This is a genomic window from Streptosporangium sp. NPDC002721 (assembly GCF_042888905.1).
Lineage (GTDB): Bacteria > Actinomycetota > Actinomycetes > Streptosporangiales > Streptosporangiaceae > Streptosporangium.
In genome coordinates, this window is record NZ_JBIAQI010000005.1 from 235,244 (window position 1) to 254,058 (window position 18,815).

Annotated in this window: 14 protein-coding genes; 9 read left to right on the forward strand and 5 right to left on the reverse strand. The window is 71.3% G+C overall.

All coding sequences use genetic code 11. From position 1 onward, the window contains the following. The first annotated feature begins 213 nt into the window (after positions 1 to 213). Positions 214 to 1,494, forward strand: coding sequence for an Nramp family divalent metal transporter (locus ACFYWM_RS08765; protein WP_389910810.1), 1,281 nt, complete (start codon positions 214 to 216; stop codon positions 1,492 to 1,494). A gap of 103 nt (positions 1,495 to 1,597) precedes the next feature. Then, positions 1,598 to 1,978 (forward strand): DUF302 domain-containing protein, encoded by a 381-nt coding sequence (locus ACFYWM_RS08770; RefSeq protein WP_389910812.1) that lies wholly within the window; start codon positions 1,598 to 1,600, stop codon positions 1,976 to 1,978. 146 nt (positions 1,979 to 2,124) lie between these two features. On the opposite strand, the gene ACFYWM_RS08775 is transcribed toward ACFYWM_RS08770, so the two are convergent. The 3 genes from ACFYWM_RS08775 to ACFYWM_RS08785 form a co-directional block, all read right to left on the reverse strand. Further along, positions 2,125 to 3,192, reverse strand: coding sequence for an ABC transporter permease (locus ACFYWM_RS08775; protein WP_389910815.1), 1,068 nt, complete (start codon positions 3,190 to 3,192; stop codon positions 2,125 to 2,127). Then, positions 3,182 to 4,204, reverse strand: coding sequence for an ABC transporter permease (locus tag ACFYWM_RS08780; protein WP_389910818.1), 1,023 nt, complete (start codon positions 4,202 to 4,204; stop codon positions 3,182 to 3,184). The genes ACFYWM_RS08775 and ACFYWM_RS08780 overlap by 11 nt, the downstream gene beginning before the upstream one ends. Before the next feature lie 79 nt (positions 4,205 to 4,283). Beyond that, positions 4,284 to 5,747, reverse strand: coding sequence for a sugar ABC transporter ATP-binding protein (locus tag ACFYWM_RS08785; RefSeq protein ID WP_389911122.1), 1,464 nt, complete (start codon positions 5,745 to 5,747; stop codon positions 4,284 to 4,286). 900 nt (positions 5,748 to 6,647) lie between these two features. Between ACFYWM_RS08785 and ACFYWM_RS08790 the strand changes: the two genes are divergently transcribed. The 3 genes from ACFYWM_RS08790 to ACFYWM_RS08800 all read left to right on the forward strand — a co-directional run bounded on the left by ACFYWM_RS08790 (position 6,648) and on the right by ACFYWM_RS08800 (position 10,087). Further along, positions 6,648 to 7,298 (forward strand): lysophospholipid acyltransferase family protein, encoded by a 651-nt coding sequence (locus ACFYWM_RS08790; protein WP_389910821.1) that lies wholly within the window; start codon positions 6,648 to 6,650, stop codon positions 7,296 to 7,298. 71 nt (positions 7,299 to 7,369) lie between these two features. Next, positions 7,370 to 9,001, forward strand: a complete 1,632-nt coding sequence (locus ACFYWM_RS08795) for a penicillin-binding transpeptidase domain-containing protein (RefSeq protein ID WP_389910825.1) — start codon at positions 7,370 to 7,372, stop codon at positions 8,999 to 9,001. Between the two features lie 255 nt (positions 9,002 to 9,256). Continuing rightward, positions 9,257 to 10,087 (forward strand): F0F1 ATP synthase subunit A, encoded by an 831-nt coding sequence (locus ACFYWM_RS08800; RefSeq protein WP_389910828.1) that lies wholly within the window; start codon positions 9,257 to 9,259, stop codon positions 10,085 to 10,087. A gap of 33 nt (positions 10,088 to 10,120) precedes the next feature. Here ACFYWM_RS08800 and ACFYWM_RS08805 read toward each other — a convergent pair whose 3' ends face one another. Further along, on the reverse strand, positions 10,121 to 10,408 hold the full coding sequence (locus ACFYWM_RS08805) for a DUF3040 domain-containing protein (RefSeq protein WP_389910831.1): 288 nt from the start codon (positions 10,406 to 10,408) through the stop codon (positions 10,121 to 10,123). A 333-nt stretch (positions 10,409 to 10,741) separates the two neighbouring features. On the opposite strand from ACFYWM_RS08805, the gene ACFYWM_RS08810 reads away from it, so the two are divergent. From ACFYWM_RS08810 to ACFYWM_RS08825, 4 genes are all read left to right on the forward strand, one after another. Next, positions 10,742 to 11,197 carry a hypothetical protein gene (locus tag ACFYWM_RS08810; protein ID WP_389910834.1) on the forward strand — a complete coding sequence of 152 codons (456 nt, stop codon included), beginning with the start codon at positions 10,742 to 10,744 and terminating at the stop codon, positions 11,195 to 11,197. A 218-nt stretch (positions 11,198 to 11,415) separates the two neighbouring features. Further along, positions 11,416 to 13,560: an NACHT domain-containing protein gene (locus ACFYWM_RS08815; protein ID WP_389910837.1), complete on the forward strand. Its 2,145-nt coding sequence runs from the start codon at positions 11,416 to 11,418 to the stop codon at positions 13,558 to 13,560. Between the two features lie 133 nt (positions 13,561 to 13,693). Further along, positions 13,694 to 13,888: a hypothetical protein gene (locus tag ACFYWM_RS08820; RefSeq protein ID WP_389910839.1), complete on the forward strand. Its 195-nt coding sequence runs from the start codon at positions 13,694 to 13,696 to the stop codon at positions 13,886 to 13,888. Positions 13,889 to 13,943: 55 nt separating this feature from the next. Continuing rightward, a complete protein-coding gene (locus ACFYWM_RS08825) occupies positions 13,944 to 17,312 on the forward strand; it encodes a PDZ domain-containing protein (RefSeq protein ID WP_389910842.1) in 3,369 nt (1,122 codons plus the stop codon). A gap of 84 nt (positions 17,313 to 17,396) precedes the next feature. On the opposite strand, the gene ACFYWM_RS08830 is transcribed toward ACFYWM_RS08825, so the two are convergent. Next, the gene (locus ACFYWM_RS08830; protein WP_389910845.1) at positions 17,397 to 18,548 is read right to left on the reverse strand and encodes a protein kinase family protein; all 1,152 of its coding nucleotides are present in this window, start codon (positions 18,546 to 18,548) and stop codon (positions 17,397 to 17,399) included. Positions 18,549 to 18,815: the final 267 nt, after the last annotated feature.

Consider the following 18,815-nt stretch of genomic DNA (forward strand, 5'->3'; position numbering starts at 1 on the left):
TTGTCTTCATTCTTCGGCTGAGTAATCTTTGGTTTGCGGCACTGAGACTGCGATATACCGCTAATTCACACTTTCCGGTTATGCGCTCGCGAGCACGGGACGTCGTGCGGTCTCGTACCGCCGGGGCGGAGCTCGACGCCCGCTCGCCGATGAACGCCCGCCGAACACGGGTGGCGGCAGGCACGGCACGCCGGGAGGCGCCGGGAGGCACGGATGAACGACGACGGCACGCTGACGCTGCCCCCGCCCGCCTCGGCGCCCCGGCCCCCCTCCCGGCCGGGTGGCTCGCGGATGGCCCCGATCCTGGGACCGGCGTTCGTCGCGGCGATCGCCTACGTGGATCCCGGCAACGTGGCCACCAACCTGACGGCCGGGGCGACGTCGGGCTACCTGCTCGTGTGGGTGGTCGTGCTGGCCAGCCTCGTGGCGCTCCTCGTGCAGTTCCAGGCGGCGAAGCTCGGCATGGCGACCGGCAGGAGCCTGCCCCGGCTGTGCCGCGAGCGTTTCTCCCGCCGTGGCAGCCTCCTGCTGTGGCTCCAGGCCGAGGTGGTGGTGCTGGCCACGGACCTGGCCGAGTTCGTCGGCGCGGCCATCGGGATGCAGCTGCTCTTCGGGATGCCGCCCGCGATGTCCGCGGTGGTCACCGCCGTGGTGGCGTTGCTCATGCTGCAGCTGCGGCGGCACGGCCGGACGCGGCGGTTCGAGCTCGTCAGCGCCGCGAGCCTCCTGCTCGTCGGGGCGGGCGTCGTCTACGACATCGTCGCGGTGGGCCGGCAGTCCGTCACCGGGCTGGCCGGTGGGCTGGTGCCCCGCCTCGACGGCAGTGGCTCCCTGATCCTCGCCATGGGGATCGTCGGCGCCACCGTGATGCCGCACGCCATCTACCTGCACTCCGCGCTGGTGCAGGGCCGGGGGTGGCCGGTCGGCGCGGCCTGGCGGCGGCCCGCGCTCGTCCGGCGGGCGCTGCGGATCGACTGCCTGCTCGGCCTCGGCACGGCCACGGTCGTCAACGTCTCGATGATCGCCCTGGGTGCCGGGCTCGGGACGGCGACGGGCGGGGCCTGGACCGGCGACCTGTTCGCCGCCCACGCGGAGCTGCCGGCCCTGGCCGGCGGCGCCGCCGCCCTCGCGTTCGCCGTCATGCTCCTGTCGTCGGGGGTCTCCTCCTGCGGGGTGGGCACCCTGGCGGGGGACGTGGTGATGCGGGGCTTCCTGAACGTCCGCGTACCGATCCAGCTGCGGCGCGTCGTGACGATGACACCGGCCGTCCTCGCCCTGGTGCTCGGCGTGCCGCTGACCAGCCTGCTGATCGTGAGCCAGGTGGTCATCTCGCTCGGCGTGCCCGTCGCGCTGTTCCTGCTCGTCCACTTCTGCCGTGACCGGTCGGTGATGGGCCCCCTGGTCAACGATCCGCTGACCACCCGGATCGCGGCCTGCGCGGGCGCCGCGGTCGCCGTCCTCGGGTGCTGCCTGCCGCTCACCTTCCTGTTCTGAGACCCCCTGCCCGTTCCGCCCGCACCTTTCCCATGGGGAGCCGCTCTCGGGGAACCCGTTCTCCCGGGGACCGGAAGCCGGGGCTCCCGCACCGGAGGCATCGTTGAACACCGTCACCCGCGTCTCGCCCGGCTCCGTCACCGAGACGCTCGACCGGCTCGAAGAGCTGATCGCGAACAGGGGGCTGAGGCTCTTCGCCGTCATCGAGCACGACGTGGCCGCCGCGGAGGCCGGGCTGAGCATGCGGCCCGCCAAGCTGGTGATCTTCGGCGACCCCGCGTCGGGCACCCCGCTGATGGTCGCCGCGCCCCTGCTCGCCCTCGACCTGCCCCTGAAGATCCTCGTCTGGCAGGACGAGTCCGGCCGTACCCTGGTCAGCCACGGCAGCGTCGCCGAGCTGCAGGAGAGGTACGGCCTGACCGACGAGCAGGTGGCGCCGCTGCGCGGGGTCGCGCTCCTCGCCTCCGCGGCCACCGGTGCCTGACGACCCTGACGGCCCCGATGGCGTGGACGCGAGGCCGCACGGCCGCGGAGCTCTGTGCTCGTCACCTCGTCACCTCGTCACCTCGTCACCTCGTCACCTCGTCACCTCGTCACCTCGTCACCTCGTCACCTCGTCACCTCGTCACCTCACGAGGTGTCGGCCCTCTGTGGTGACGCGTCCCGGACGGCCCTGGCGTGCCTGCGCCGCGACGCCGCGCTCACCAGACGCGGGGTGATCACCGAGATGATCAGGAGCAGGCCGGTGACGATCGACTGGATCTCGGTCGCCACGTCGTTGAGCATGAGCAGGTTGCGCAGCAGGCCGATGAGCAGCACTCCGGCGATCACGCCCCCGAGGGTGCCCTTGCCCCCGTCGAAGTCGACGCCGCCCAGGAGCACGGCGGCGATGACGGCCAGCTCCAGCCCGATGCCGTTGTCGGCGCGGGCGCTGCCGTACCGCAGGGTGAAGATCACTCCGGCGAAGGCCGCGACGGTGCCCGAGAGCACGAACAGGATCAGCTTGATCCGCTTGACCCGGATGCCGGCGAACCGCGCCGCCTCCTCCTGCGCGCCGATCGCGAACAGCGAGCGGCCGAAGCCGGTGGCGTGCAGTACCACCGCGGTGATCACGGCCAGCAGCACGAACAGCGCCACCGGGTACGGGATCGGCGTGCCCGGCACGTCGCCCACCGCGAGCTCCGTGTACTGCGCCGGGAACTCCGCGATCGCCCTGTCGCCCAGCACCACGTAGGCGAGGCCGCGGTAGAGCGCCAGCGTGCCGATGGTGACGGCGAGCGAGGGCAATCCCAGCCGGGTGACCAGGAGGCCGTTGACCAGCCCGCACACCGCTCCCACCACGACCACCAGCGGGATGATCGTCTCGATCGCCCAGCCCGCGTCCCAGAGCGAGCCGACCAGCGCGCTGGACAGGCCCAGCACCGAGGCCACCGACAGGTCCACCTCCGCGGCCACCACCAGCATGGTCATGGCCAGCGCGATCAGCGCGATCTCCCCCAGGTCGCCGAGCGCGAACGACAGGTTGCCGACGCTGGCGAAACCGGGCGATCCGGCCGAACCGGCGATGAAGACCAGCACCAGCAGCAGGCCGACGAACACGTCCCAGCGCAGCAGGCGGCCGAGCGAGCCGCGCTCCGGCCGTCCGGCCGGCGGTACGGCCCGCGCCTCGGGCTTCACGGTCGTCACGTCAGGAGCCATGTCGGGAGTTCCTCCTCCGCAGTACCCGCGCGACCCGCAGCGCGAGCAGCCGGTCGACGCTGATCGCCAGGAGCAGCAGCGCCCCGGTGATGGCCTGCTGCCAGAACGGGTTGACCTTGAGCACGACCAGCGCGCTGGTGATGGTGGTGAGCAGCAGCGCGCCGAGCGCCGCGCCGTAGACGGTGCCGACGCCGCCGGTGATCGCCACTCCGCCGACCACGACGGCGCTGACCACCTGGAGCTCCCAGCCGTTGGCTGCGTCGGCGACCACGGTGCCGAACCGCGACAGCCAGAGCACCCCGGCCAGGCCCGCGAGCGCGCCGCTGAAGAGGTAGGCCCCCATCACGCGGCGCCGCACCGGCACGCCCGCCAGGCTCGCGGCCTCCGGGCTGGAGCCGATGGCGTAGAAGTCGCGGCCCGAGGCGTAGGAGCGCAGGTAGTAGCCGACGGCCAGCATCACCACGACGGCGATGATCGGCAGGTACGGCACCCCGGACACCGAGCCGTTGCCCAGGGAGAGCAGCGCCGGGGGCAGGTCGACGGCGTTGATCTGCCGCCCGTGGGCGATGTAGTGGTCGACGCCCTGGATCACGTACAGCGTGCCGAGGGTCACCACCAGGGCCGGTACCCGGCCGAAGCTGACCAGCAGGCCGTTGATCATGCCGCAGAGCGCGCCGATCGCGACGCCCAGCACGACCGCGAAGACGACGCCCCTGCCGTGGTCGGCGGAGAGGAGGTCGCCGACGGTGAAGGCCACCAGGCCGACGATCGAGCCGACGGACAGGTCGATGTTGCGGGTGATGACGACGACGGACTGGCCGACGGCGAGCAGCACCAGGATGGAGGCGTTGAGGAAGATGTCGGTCAGGCCCTGGCCGGACAGGAAGTTGCCGTTGGTGCTCGCGGTCACCGCCACCAGGACGGCCAGCGCCGCCACGATGCTCAGCTCGCGGGCCCGGAACACCAGGTCCACCAGGCCGCGGGTGCTCCGCCCGGCGGTGACGGCGCTCATGCGCCCTCCCCCGCCGGTCGCGTGCCCTGGACGTGTCCCCCGGTGCGCCGCCGTCGGGGGCGGCTCTCGTTCCGCTCGATCACGAGGCCCTCCCGGTCGCCGCTGACATGACACTCTCCTCTGTGGCCCGCTCGCGCGGGATCTCGGCGACGAGCCGTCCCTCCTGCATGACCAGGACCCGGTCGGCCATGCCCAGCACCTCGGGCAGGTCGGAGGAGATCATCAGTACGGCGAGACCGTCGGCGGCCAGCTGGGACAGCAGCCGGTGCACCTCGGCCTTGGTGCCCACGTCGATGCCCCGGGTGGGCTCGTCGATGATGAGCACGTCGGGGCCGGTGGAGAGCCACTTTCCCAGCACGACCTTCTGCTGGTTGCCGCCGGAGAGCACGTTGACCGTGTCCGACAGCCGGTTGAACTTGAGCTGGAGCCGGATCGCCCAGTCACGGGCGCGGTCGCGCTCGGCGGCTCGGGAGATCACCGGGCCGCGGCGCAGTGCCCTCAGGCCGGTGATCCCGATGTTGCGCTCGATGGAGTGATCCATCACCAGGCCCTGCTGGCGCCGGTCCTCGGGGACCAGGGCGAGGCCCGCGGACATCGCGGCGGTCGGGGACGCGGCGGGCAGCCGCTTGCCGTTCACCTCGACGGTCCCGGCGTCCCAGCGGTCCACGCCGAAGATCGCGCGGGCGACCTCACTGCGTCCCGCCCCGACCAGCCCGGCGAGGGCCACGATCTCGCCCCGCCGCACCTCGAAGGAGACGTCGGTGAACACGCCCTCCCGGGTGAGCCGGCCGACCTTGAGCGCCACCTCGCCGACCTCGGTCTCCTGCTTGGGGTAGAGGGTGTCGAGGTCGCGGCCGACCATCCGGCGGATCAGGTGCTCGTGCGTCAGGCCCGCGACCGGCTCCCCGGCGATCCAGGCGCCGTCGCGCAGCGTGGTGACCCGCTGGCAGAGCTCGAAGATCTCGTCCAGGCGGTGCGAGATGAACAGGACCGCGCACCCCTGCTCGCGCAATGTCTTGACCACGTTGAACAGCCGGGCGACCTCGTTGCCCGACAGCGCCGCGGTGGGCTCGTCCATCACCAGTACCCGCGCGTCCCGCGACAGCGCCTTGGCGATCTCGACGAGCTGCTGGTCGGCGATGGACAGGCCACGGGCCGGCTGCTCGGGGTCCAGGGCCACGCCGAGCCCGGCGAACAGCTCCGCGGCGCGGGCGTGCATCGCCCCGCGGTCGATCCGGCCGAGCGTGCTCCTGGGCTGGCGGCCGATGAAGATGTTCTCGGCGACCGACAGGTCGGGGAACATCGTGGGCTCCTGGTAGATCACCGCCACGCCCGCCCGCTGGGCGTCGGCGGGGTTGCCGAACTCCACCGGCTCGCCGTCGAGCAGCACCTGCCCGGTGTCCGGGCGGTGCACGCCCGCCAGGATCTTCACCAGGGTGGACTTGCCCGCGCCGTTCTCCCCGGCGAGCGCGTGCGCCTCTCCCGCGTACAGGTCGAGGGAGACGTCACGCAACGCCCGCACGGCGCCGAACGCCTTGCTCACCCCGGCCAGTGCCAGGACCGGAGGCGGCTCACCGGAGGGTGGCCGGAGCGGCGCCTCTCCCTCGTCCGGTACGGTCACCGTGCCACCTCTTCCATCTCCTAAAAACGTTTTAGTAGAATGAGCGGACGCTAATCCCGGCCGCCTCCCTTGTCAATGGGGGATGAAAGCCTCGTTTCCAATGCGTTACGCCATCCCGCAGGTGGGGAACGGCCGAGCCCGGCGCCACCCCGGGGAAGGTCTCGCCTTGATCGAGTAATACGTTTTAATCGACCCCGGAATCGAGGCGGCCACGGTGACCGGGGAGGTCACGGGGCGGCCCCACACGGTCCCACCCCTCTCGCCCCCTCTCGACCACCCCTCGCGGCCACGGACCTCGATCACAGACCTCGATCACGGACCTCGGCCGTGAGCCTGGGCGGCGGCCTCGCCTCCTCGCGCCGAAGGCGTTGACCGACGGTTCTCGGGGCGAACCTTCACGGCTGTGACCTGCGGATACCCGGGTCGCGCGGTCCCACCGGACACGCCGTCGACCTCAAATCGGAATAACCAGCGGCAGACGTCCGTTAGAGTGATCGTGCCGATGTGGTTTGTGTCCCCCGGGCCGCAAATTACCGCCTTCACGGAATACCGTTCGGCTGGAGCCGTGTTGTGCCTCTCGCCGAGGAGGCGACCGCCACATCGGCACCAAACGTCACGCCCCGCGAGCCCACCCGGCTCGCGGGGCGTTTCCTTTCCTCGGTGACCGGTCCGGTGAGGATTTTCACCGGACTCGCCCCGGAAAAGAGCGGTGGCGATGGAGGAGGGCTACAAACCTGACGGCCTCGCTTGTGCGGGTGCGTACAACCACCGGCCGCCGGACCACCACCTAGTGTTGGGTAACCCGTCTCATGAGGAGAGCCCGTGCTCTATCGCCTGACCAAGATTGTCGGCGGCCCGATCCTGCACCTGCTCTGGCCGACCACGGTCACCGGGCACGAGCACGTTCCCGTCACGGGTCCGGCCATCATGGCCTCCAACCACCTGTCGATCCTCGACTCGACCTTCCTGCCGCTGGTGCTCAAGCGCCAGGTCCGCTTCGTCGCCAAGTCCGAGTACTTCACCGGCAATCCCGTCACCGCGATGTGGATGCGCGCCACCGGCCAGATCAGCATCGACCGGCAGAGCCCGACCTCGGCCCAGGACATGCTCGACGCGGCGGCGGAGGTGCTCAGGAACGGCGAGCTGTTCGGCATCTACCCGGAGGGCACCCGCTCCCCCGACGGGCGCCTCTACCGGGGCAAGGTCGGCGTCGCCTGGCTAGCCCTGGCCACCGGCGCCCCGGTGATCCCGGTGGCGATGGAGGGCACCGGCGAGGTGCTGCCGATCGGCGCCACGAGGCCCAGGCTCGGCCGGGTGAACGTGCGCATCGGCAAGCCGATGACCTTCTCCGGCTCGGAGACGAGCGCGCGTGACCGGCGCGGCGTGACCGACGAGATCATGTTCGCGATCCAGGAGCTCTCCGGCCAGGAGTACGTGACGAGTTACGCACCCAGTCGTACACAGACCAAATGATCCTTTGTCGGTATATGTCGCTTTGGTCACGCTAGGCTGCGGCCCTGGGGAAGAGAGAACTGGGGGATCAGGTGGCACGAGGCAAGACGATCGCGATCACATCGGCCGCCGTCGTCCTGGTGGCGGGGGCCGCCGGGGGCGGCGCCTGGTGGTACCTGCACACCAGGGGCACCCCCCAGGAGACCGCGGAGCGGTTCGTCGGCGCCTGGCAGAGCGGCAACCTGGCGGGCATGCGCGCCGAGCTGGGCACCCCGGACCCGGCCTTCACCACGACGTACGACGCCATGCGCAAGGCCCTGGCGGTGGAGAGCACGGCGGTGCGGCTCGACGGGGTGCGCGAGACCGGGGACGGCACGGGGCAGGCCGCCTACACCGCCACGCTGAAGCTGAAGGACGTCGGCGAGTGGAGTTACTCCGGCAGCGTCGACCTCGCGGTCGTCGACCGGCACTGGCGGGTCAAGTGGTCGCCCAGGGCCGTCCACCCCGACCTGACCGCGACCACCGCCTTCGCGCTGAAGACGAAGTGGCCCGAACGGGCCGCGATCACCTCGGCCGACGGCGACCGCATCGACGGCTCCGACGTGGGCGGCTCGGTGCAGCAGCTCGTCGGCTACCTGGAGAAGGCGACGGCGAAGAGCGTCGCGAAGCTGGGCGTCCCCTACAAGGTGGGTGACGCGGTCGGCGCGAGCGGGCTGCAGCACACCTTCCAGGAGCGCCTGGCCGGCACGCCGGACACCGAGATCGAGCTCGTCGGCCCGGACAAGAAGACGGTCAAGACGCTCGGCACGATCGAGGGCGAGGACGGCGAGTCCCTGAAGACCACCCTGGACATGCGGGTCCAGCGGGCCGCGGTCGAGGCCGTCCGCGACCTGAAGAAGACCGCCGCCCTGGTCGCGATCAGGCCCTCGTCCGGCGAGATCCTCGCGGTGGTGAACAACCAGGGCGGCTTCAACCGGGCCCTGGACGGCAACTACCCTCCCGGCTCGACCTTCAAGGCGGTCACCGCCGTCGCGCTGCTGGCCGAGGGGATGAACCCCGGCGACCGGGTCACCTGCCCCAAGGACGTCACGGTCGGCGGCCTGCCGATCCGCAACTCCAACCACGCCGCCTACGGCTCGGTGTCGCTGTCCGACTCGTTCGCCCACTCCTGCAACACCACCTTCGCCCCGCTGACCAAGGAGCGGCTGAGCGCCGACAAGCTGCTGAGCACCGCGGAGCTGTTCGGCTTCAACAAGCCGCTCGACATCGGCGTCGCGGCCGCCAAGGGCAGCTTCCCCAAGGCCGAGAGCGACGCGGAGCTGGCCGCCGAGTCGTTCGGCCAGGGGCGGATCACCGCCAGCCCGCTGATGATGGCCTCGGTCGCCGCCGCGCTGGCCGACGGCACCTGGCGTCCGCCGACCCTGGTCCCCTCGATCAAGCAGGAGACGCAGCCGCAGGCCCTGCCCGAGAACGTCCTGCCGGACATGCATCGGATGATGTCCGCGGTCGTCACCAAGGGCACCGCCAAGGACGCGGGCCTGCCCTCGGGAACCCGCGGCAAGACCGGGACCGCCGAGTACGGTCAGCAGGACGACCTGAAGACCCACGCCTGGTTCATCGGCTTCCGCGGCGAGGTGGCCTTCGCGGTGATCGTCGAGGAGGGCTCGGGCGGCGGCGCGGTCGCCGCCCCGGTGGCCGCCGACTTCCTGCGCGCCCTGGGCTGACGACGGCCTTTCCCGGAGGCTTTTTACGGGGATCGAGAGCTTTTTACGAGGATCCGCGACAGCGGGGGTCCCGGTGGCCCTCCCCGGAGGCTTCCGGGGGTTCTCCGAGAACCTTTCGAGGTGATCCGCGACGAGGGGAGCCCCGGGGCCGCGCCCTCCCCGTCCCGGAGCCGGTTTTACCTCCGAGGTATTTCCGCGTCTGCGGGGTCATGTGAAAACCTTCACAAAGAATCCCCCTGCCGTTGGGACCGCCTCATGACGATCCTGATCACCTCATCGTTCACATCGCCCGCGTCGCCCGGATCAGCCGGGTCACCCTCGTCGCCCGAATTCCGGGCTCCCGGCCTGGAACTGTTCGACTTCCCCCCGCTGTGGGCGGGCGCGCCGTACTGGCTGACCAAACCGATCTTGATGGCCGTCCTGGCCGCGGCCCTGGTCTGCGGCGTCTGCTGGGCCGCCTTCGCCAACCCCAAGGTCGTGCCGCGCGGCCTGCAGAACGCGGTCGAGCTGGGGTACGTGTTCGTCCGCGACCAGGTGGCCCGCCCGTTCCTCGGCAAGGACGCCGACCGGTGGATGGGCCTGCTGCTCAGCGTGTTCTTCCTGGTCTGGATCTGGAACCTGATGGGCGTGGTCCCGCTCGTCCAGCTCCCCGTCTCCTCGTTCCTGGCCTTCCCCGCGGTGATCGCGGTGAGCGTCTACGTGCTGAAGATCTATCTCGGCGTCAGACGGCACGGCGCCATGGGTTACGTCCGCGGGCTGATCCCACGCGGGCTGCCCGCCCTGGCGTACGTGCTGGTCATCCCGCTGGAGCTGCTCTACACCTTCGTGACCTCGCTGTTCGCGCACATGCTGCGGCTGGCCGCCAACATGTTCGCGGGCCATCTCATCCTGGCGTTCTTCAGCATGGTCGGCTTCTGGTTCCTGTTCGAGCATCCCACCCCGCTGGGCGTGCCGGTCGGCGTGGCGGGCGTGCTGATGACGATCGCCGTCACGGCCCTGGAGATGTTCGTCCAGTTCCTGCAGGCGTTCCTGTTCACGCTGCTGACCGCGATGTTCGTCGGCGGCGCGCTCAACCCCGAGCACTGACGCCGCCACCCCAGGGGGTGGCGGTGGGCACGGTCACAGCGGGAGGGCCGCGACCGCCTCGTGACGCAGGACCATGACGAGGAGCGTGGCGATCAGCGTCGCGATCAGCAACCAGCTGAACATGATGATGACCGTGGAGCGGCGGAGACGTCTGGAGGAGCGTCCTCGCCCCTTCCCGGCGCCACGCCCGCGGCCGCCGCCCTCCTTGCGCTGGACACGCTCGTTGAACGACTCCAGCCGCGCGGCGAGCCGTGGATCCTCGTCGATGAGGTGGCGCTCGATCTGCAGCAGCATGCGCTCCTCGTCTTGTGACCAGGCCATGCATCACCTCCCGGAACGCAAGCCGTGTGCCGACGTTCTGCCCAATCGTGAAGATCATTATCCGTTCCGAGGGCCTCGATTTACCTCTTCTTTTCACAGACGCAATCCGAGCACGCGATCATGCCCTCGCACGGGGGCGGCGCGGCACCGCCGGGGGTGTCGGGCGATTCCCAGCCTTCTCCGCGATCTCGACATTCCACCGCCCCGGACCTCCCCGTCGTACCGTCCGGCAGGCCGGGAGCACTTTCCGTGACGTCGCCTTTCTCTTGTTCGGCGTCATTCTGGCGTCAGGATGGCTTGACGTCAGGCCAGCTTGACGAAATGCTCGGGGGCATGTTCACACCGGACAGCCTCGAAGGCGACTTCACGCTTCTGACCGCCGCCGCCCGCTACGACGAGCTCCGCGTGCGCGATGCCCTGGCCCCGGCGGCGGGCGACGCCACCGGCGGAGAGCGTCCCGACGACCCCAACGACCCCGCCGATCCTGAGACGCCGCCCCTCACCCGCGACGAGGTGCTGGAGCTCCTCGCGCTCGGAGAGGTCGTCGCACGCAAGGCGGGCTACGGGCGCCAGCTCGCCGTACGGTCGGCGCGGGCCGTGGGGGCCTCGTGGTCGCAGATCGGCGCGGCCCTGGGCACGAGCAAGCAGGCCGCGTGGGAGGCGCACGGCCGGTGGATCGACGACCAGGCCGAGCAGCACCGGCACAGCGGGTACGAGGGCATGAGCGAGCGCGACGCGGCGGCCGCGCGCGCCCTCGCGGGAGATCCGGACGGCGAGGGCGGGGCGTGAGCGAGAACCCCTGCCCGGGTCGTCGGCCACCCCCGTAGGGGCCACCCTCGCGCCGGTTCCGTCATCCGCCCCGAAGGACTTCGACATGCCGACCGGCACCCGCCAGGGCATGTTTCATCGGCTCCGTCACCATTGGGCCGGCCACTCGGCACCGAACGGTGATAGAAGAAGGTCGAGTGCTTTGTCGGGTCGGGGCCTGCCCTGGGTGGGGATCTCGGATGGGTGTGGTGCGACGGGGACTGCGAGTGGTCGCGCTCGCCTCGCTGGGGGTGGCGGGCGGTGTCGCGGTCAACCAGATCCTGGACGGCGGCATCTGGGACTGGCGCTGGATCGTCGCCGCCCTGACGTTCGGAATCGGTCTCAAGGTCCTGGAAACCTGGCTGGGCCGTATCGACGCTCCCGGCGAGCCGGTGGAGCAGGCGCTACGGCATCTGAAGACCGTGACTCGCCAGGAGGCTGCCAGGCAGGCGGCGGAACGGGATCTGGGCCCCCATTCGCTGGACGTGTCCTGGCGATCCGATGCCGAGGGGGCCGCCGCGGGCACTCCGGACGGCCTGGAGGGCCGGCTGTCGGATCTGCACCAGGTGTTCCTGGCGCGCCGGCCCCGTCGGATGATCCTGCTCGGGGACGCGGGCGCGGGGAAGAGCGCGAGCGCGCTGCTCCTGACGTTGCGGTTGCTGGATACGGACGGCCCGGTGCCCGTCCTGCTGGAGGCGGCCCCGTGGTCTCCGCCGGCGGGGCCGCCCGGCAGCGGGGAGTCGCTGCTGGACTGGTGCGCGAGCCGGGTCTCCGAGATGCTCCCGGCCGTCGAGGCCGGGGAACGAAGGAGCCTGGCACGTGGTCTGCTGACCGAGGGCCGGATCGTCCCGGTTCTGGACGGGCTCGACGAGATCTTCGGCGGGGTGGACGCCAGGACCGTGCGGGCGCTGAACCAGGCCGTGGTGGAGATTCCCGGTTTCCTGCTGACCTGCCGCCCCGCCGAGTTCACCAGGGCCGTCGCCGAAGCGGGTGTGGCCGTCGCCGACACCACGGTAGTGCGGCTCCAGCCGTTGGGAATCAAGGAGATCACCGGTTATCTGACCGCGGGACGCGTCTCCGGGGACACCCACTGGGACGGTGTCATCGAAGCACTCGGCCGTGCCCCGGACGGCCCGCTGGCCCGTGTCCTGTCCGTGCCGCTGATGGCCTGGCTGGCCCGGGTCGTCTACACCCCGATGGACACCGACCCGGATGAGTTGCGTGCTTCCGGCCTCGACCGGGCCGCGCTGGAGAACCTCCTGTTCACCCGCTACTTCCCCGCCGTGTACAGGTCGCCCGGTTCCGGGCTTCGCCGTTACGACGCGGAACGGGCCACCGCCTGGCTCGGCCTGCTCGCCGGGCAGCTGGAGGTGACACAGAGCCAGGACTGGACCTGGCGGAGACTCGACACGATCGTCCGCCCCTCCCGCACCGGGGCGCTGATCGGCAGCGCGGTGACGATCCTCTGGTGGGCGGCCCTGGCCCTGGGGCACACGCTGCCGCCGGACATCAAGGACGGCTACCCGCTGGACGTCACACCGCCGCGCTGGCTGACCTGGCTGGGCGACTACCCCTTCGTTCCTTTCGTCGCCCTCTACGGGTGGGCGATCCTCGGCTTCGCCGTACCGCCGAAGATCAGGAGATGGTCCGCGGCGATCCTCTCTCGGGTGCCGTGGCTGATACGGACAGGGAGGAACGTGGCCGTGGGCCTCGTCATGGGCATGTTCCAGATGGTGTTCCTGATGTTCGCCGTGGTCACGCCCTCCATGATGTTCGGGCCGGCCGTGCGCGAGCTCGTGCCCGGCCTGCCCTCTCCCGGTGGCTTCGTCGCGGGGGCCGGTGTCCTGGGCGGGGTGACGGCGGTTTGCGTGTTCAACCAGTGGGTGGTGCGCGGCGGCAACGACAGGACGGGATTCGGGGACGAGCTCCACCTGCTGGACTCGCGCTCCCCCCGCCTCGCGGTCCGCCAGGCCCGTCGGGACTTCCTCGTCAGCGCCGGTTTCCTCACCGCCGTCCTCACCCCCGTCACGATCGGCTTCTGGGGCGCTCCCCGCGGCCTGGCGGCCGCCGTGCTCATCGTCTGCGTGATGTCCCTGGCCGCGCACGTCTGGCCCTACTATCTGGCGGCCCGCCTGAGACTGGCTCTGGGCGGCCACCTTCCCTGGCGTCTCCTGCGCTTCCTGGACGACGCCCACGCCCGTGGCGTCCTGCGTCGCCCCGGCCCCTCGTACCAATTCCGCCACGCCCGCCTCCAGACCCACCTGGCCGCCGCCTTCCCCCAGCGACTCACCACCTGGTCCGAGGTCTCCACTCGCCACGGCCGCCACTCCGGCAGGAAGAGCTGATCCGTCGCACCGTATCGTCGCCTTGAGTGTTCGATTCGTCACTCAGCGTGGATGACTGGTGCCCGCAAAGGGTATTAAACCTCTTTGAATGCCTAATCAACGGCATCGTCCATCAAGCACAACGGGGGAAACGATGACGGACTCCAAGGACACCAAGGATTCCAAGAACAAGGCCGCGAAGGGCTCGGGGAAGAGCAAGAAGGCCGCGATCAAGGCGACACGCTCGGCCAAGGAGGCGAAGAAACAGAGCGGGCAGCCCGAGGCCAGGGTGCCCGAGACGGGGCCCGCCCACCAGGGCGCGCGGGCCGTCCAGCCGCCGAGGGCGTGAAATCATGATCGGGTGACCGGGGTGAAACCCGGTCACCCGATCATGGAGTGACACGATGCCCGCCTACCTTCGATTTCCCACGATCTTCGGTGACATGGTCGTCTTCGCCGCCGAGGACGACCTGTGGATGGTCACCGCCGGCGGTGGGCGGGCCTTCCGGCTGACCGCCGGGGTGGCCGAGGCGGGATACCCGCGCTTCTCCCCCGACGGCGACCTGCTCGCCTTCGTCGGCCGCGAGGAAGGGCCCGAGGAGGTCTACGTGATGCCCGCCGACGGCGGCGCGGCGCAGCGGGTGACCTACCACGGGGCGCGTTCCAGCGTCACCGGCTGGGATCCCCGTGGCGGCGTCGTCTACGCCAGCGACCAGGGCCAGCCCTTCGACGGCCGCACCTGGCTGCACCGGGTGGAGCCGGGCGGGGTGCCCGAGCGCCTGCCGTACGGCCCGGCCAACACCATCTCGTACGGCCCGCGGATCGTGCTCGGCCGCAACACCGCCGACCCCGCCCGCTGGAAGCGCTACCGGGGCGGCACCATGGGCGACCTGTGGATCGAGACCGGCGAGGACGGGCGGTTCCGGCGGCTCACCGCGCTGCCCGGCAACCTCGCCTCGCCCTGCTGGGCCGGGGACCGGGTCTACTTCATCTCCGACCACGAGGGGGTCGGCAACGTCTACTCCTGCGACGCGGACGGCGGCGGCCTGCTCAGGCACTCCGACCACGCCGACTACTACGCCCGCAACCTGTCGGGCGACGGCCGCAGGCTGGTCTACCACGCCGGGGGCGAGCTCCACCTGGTGGAGGACGGGGAGTCACGCCCGATTGAGGTGCGGCTGCGCAGCTCGCGCACCCAGCGCAACCGCCGTTTCGCCCCGGCCGAGGACTTCCTGGACAGCGCGACCCTCAGCCCCGACGGCGTCGGCCTGGCCGTCACCACCCGGGGCAAGGCGTTCTCCTTCGCCGCCTGGGAGGGGCCGGTGCGCCAGCACGGGGCGCTGTACGGGGTGCGGTACCGGCTGCTGAACTGGCTCAACGACGGCGAGCGGCTGGTGGCGGCGGCCAGCGACGAGGGCGACCGCGAGGTGCTGACGGTGCTCACCGCCGACGGCACCACCGAGCCCGCCAGGCTCGACCACCTCGACACCGGCCGCGCCATCGAGCTGGAGGTCTCCCCCACGGCCGACCTCGTCGCGGTGGCCAACCACCGCAACGAGCTGATCCTGGTCGACCTCACGACCGGCGCTCCGGTCGGCGGCGCGAACGGTGAGGTGTCATCCGGCCGTACGGGAGGCGGGGCCTCCGGTCGCATGAGCGGCGGCACGGTCGGCGGGGTTCCCGGCGGGGGCGCCGGTCGTGCGGGCGGGGAGGAGCGGGCGCGGGGCAGGGTGATCGACTCCAGCAGGTTCGGCGCGATCGAGGACCTGGCCTGGTCCCCCGACGGCCGCTGGCTGGCGTACGCCTGCCGCGACACCGCGCAGACGACGGCGGTGAAGCTGTGCCGGGTCGAGACGGGCGAGACCTTCCTCGCCACCCGGCCGGTGCTGTGGGACGCCCGCCCGGCCTTCGACCCGGGCGGCGACTACCTCTACTTCGTCGGCCGGCGCGTCTTCAACCCGGTCTACGACGAGCTGCACTTCGACCTGGGCTTCCCCCTGGGCTCCCGTCCCTACGCGATCGCGCTCCGCGCCGACGTCACCTCGCCCTTCGTCCCCGAGGCCCGGCCGCTCGGGGACGACGACGATGACGACGACGACAGCGGTGGCGGCAGTGGCGGCGGCGGTGAGAAGGAGGGCGAGGGCGAGGGACCGCCCGAGGTGGTCATCGACCTGGAGGGCATCGAGAACCGGGTCGTCGCCTTCCCCGTCCCCGAGGGACGCTACGAGACCATCGCCGGGATCAAGGGCAAGGTCGTCTACCTGACCTTCCCCGTCGAGGGCAGCCTGGGCGACGACTACGCCGACTCCTCCGACGGCACCCTGCACGTCTACGACTTCGCCAAGCAGAAGCAGGAGACCCTGGTCGGGGACGTGTCGGAGTTCGCGCTCGGCCGCGACGGGACCACGCTGCTCTACCAGTCGGGCAAGCGGCTGCGGATGGTCAGGGCGGGCGAGGAGCCCGAGGACGACGACTCGCCCGGCCGTACGAGCGGGTGGGTGGACCTGTCCAGGGTGAAGGTGTCCATCCGGCCCGAGGCGGAGTGGCGGCAGATGTTCAGGGAGGCCTGGCGGCTGCAGCGGGAGAACTTCTGGACCGAGGACATGGCCGGGCTCGACTGGGACGGCGTCTACCGGCGCTACCTGCCGCTGGTCGACCGGGTCACCACCCGGGGGGAGTTCTCCGACCTGCTGTGGGAGCTGCTCGGCGAGCTGGGCACCTCTCACGCCTACGAGAGCGGCGGCGCCTACCGGTCCCGGCCGCACTACCGGCAGGGCAAGCTGGGCGTCGACTGGGCCTTCGCGGACGGCGTCTACCGGATCGCGAGGATCGTCGGCGGCGACCGGTGGGACCCCGAGGCGACCTCGCCGCTCAACCGCCTCGGGGTGGACGTACGGCCGGGTGACGCGGTGCTGGCCGTGAACGGCCAGCCCGTCGGCGCGGACGCGAGCCCGGACGAGCTGCTGGTCAACCAGGCCGACCAGGAGGTCCAGCTGACGATCCGGCGCGGGGACGACAGGCGGACCGTCACCGTGCGGGCCATCGGCGACGAGCAGCCGGGCCGCTACCGCGACTGGGTGGAGGCCAACCGGGCCCACTGCCACGAGCTCGGCGGCGGCCGGATCGGCTACCTGCACATCCCGGACATGGGCCCGGAGGGCTACGCCGAGTTCCACCGGGGCTTCCTCGCCGAGTACGACCGCGAGGCGCTGGTGGTCGACGTCCGCTTCAACGGCGGCGGCCACGTGTCGGCGCTGCTGCTGGAGAAGCTGGCCCGGCGCCGCCTGGGCTACGACTTCCCCCGCTGGGGCGTGCCCGAGCCCTATCCCGACGAGTCGCCGCGCGGCCCGATGGTGGCCATCACCAACGAGTGGGCCGGCTCCGACGGCGACATCTTCAGCCACACCTTCAAGCTGCTGGGCCTGGGGCCCCTGATCGGCAAGCGCACCTGGGGCGGGGTGATCGGCATCTGGCCCCGGCACAACCTGGCCGACGGCACGGTCACCACCCAGCCGGAGTTCTCCTTCGCCTTCGACGACGTGGGCTGGCGGGTGGAGAACTACGGCACCGACCCCGACATCGAGGTCGACATCACCCCGCAGGACTACGCGGCGGGGGTGGACACCCAGCTGGACCGGGCGATCGAGGCCGCCAAGGAACGCCTCGTCCTCCAGCCGCCCCACACCCCCAACCCGGCGGCCAGGCCCCGGCTCGTGGTGCCGCGCCTGCCGCCCCGCCAGTTCCCCCTCGGGTTCCCGCCCTCCTCCACGTGACTCCCTCACTCTCCGGGGCGCGGGACGCCATCGGCCTTCTCGCGGCTTGGTGGTCCGAGGCTCCCGGGAACGGCCTCGCCCCGGTCATCGACGGTCCGGGGCCTCCGGTCGGGAACCGGCACCGGCGGCGCTCCCGTCCGGTGAAGCCGTGGACGCCGTGTCCGTCCGCCGCGACAGGGCGCGGGCCCCGTCGGACAGGGCGTGGCGGCGCGCGATCTCGGTCTCCGGGTAGGGGGACTCCTTGCTCTCGTCGCACAGGCGCCGGTGGAACTCGTCCATCACGACGGCCGTACGGGCGTGCCTGGTGAGGATCGGGGCCGCGGCGGCGGGGACGCCCGGGGGCCTGTCGCCGTCGGCCCAGTCACGGACGAACCGGTCGCGGTCCACGCAGCCGCGTACGCGCTCGGCCAGGTGTTGGTTGACCAGGTGCGCCGCCGTGTAGGCGCGGTCGTAGTCGCGGTGCCGGGTGAGGAAGTCCGCCTCCGCCGCTGAGAGCTCGAACCGGGAGCTGAGGGCGAGGCCGAAGTCGGAGAGGTACAGGCGGTGGCCGTCCGTCAGGACGTTGTGGAAGTGGGCGTCGAAGTGGACGAGACCCCGGCTCCGCATGAAGACGGCCGTCTCCGCCAGTTCCGCGTCCACCCGCGCGTACGCGGAGAGGTCCTGTCCGGGCAGCCACGCGGCGAGGGTGTGGGGGAAGTGCTCCAGGAAGAGGACCACGCTCGCCGGGGAGCGGCGGATCGCCTCCAGCCGCTCCCGCACGGCCGGTGAGCCCTCCCAGTGGCCGACCGCGCCCTCCAGGTCGCCGAACTCGGCGAACACGGCCTCCTCGGAGGGAGGCGGGCCGGGCAGCACCCGCCAGTGGTAGAGCAGCGGGAAGCCCCGGTGCTCCTCCCCCAGCACCCAGTTGGTCGCCATGGTGTGGGCGGCCAGCTCGCGCCAGGCCCCGAAACCGGCCGACCCCAGTCCGTACTGGTAGAAGGCGGGTAGGCCGAAGAGGTTCGCGGTGGACATGACGTTCCCGGGACGCATCTCGGGCTCGGTCAGGGGCACCTTCTTGACGAAGACCCGCACCCCCTCGATCTCCAGCGCCGCCGACGCGCCGCCGATCCCCGCCCCCAGCCCGGTCGCCCCCTCCACGAGGTCCCCGAGCCGGCGGTCGCCGAGCAGGGCGAGGTGGGTGGACACCTTCGAGTACGCGGTCACGCGCGCGGCACGCGCCGGGTCCGGACGGGTCATCGGGTCTCCTCGGTGCGCTGGGCCGGGCGTGTCGGCGTACATCCGGCGTGCGTCTGATCGTGCCGGACTCTACGCACCGGCGCCTCCCCCCGCCGCGATCGACCGTCCCGAGCCGGACCCTGCGGAGGAACGGCCGGGGGCCGCCGGGCTCCAACAAATCGGTTGCCCTCCCGGATGACCCTCTGCTGGACTTCTGGCGACGGCCGGTCGATCAAGGAGAAGGAAATGCGCGAAGCGTTCGTGTTTTCCCGGAACGGAAATCCCATC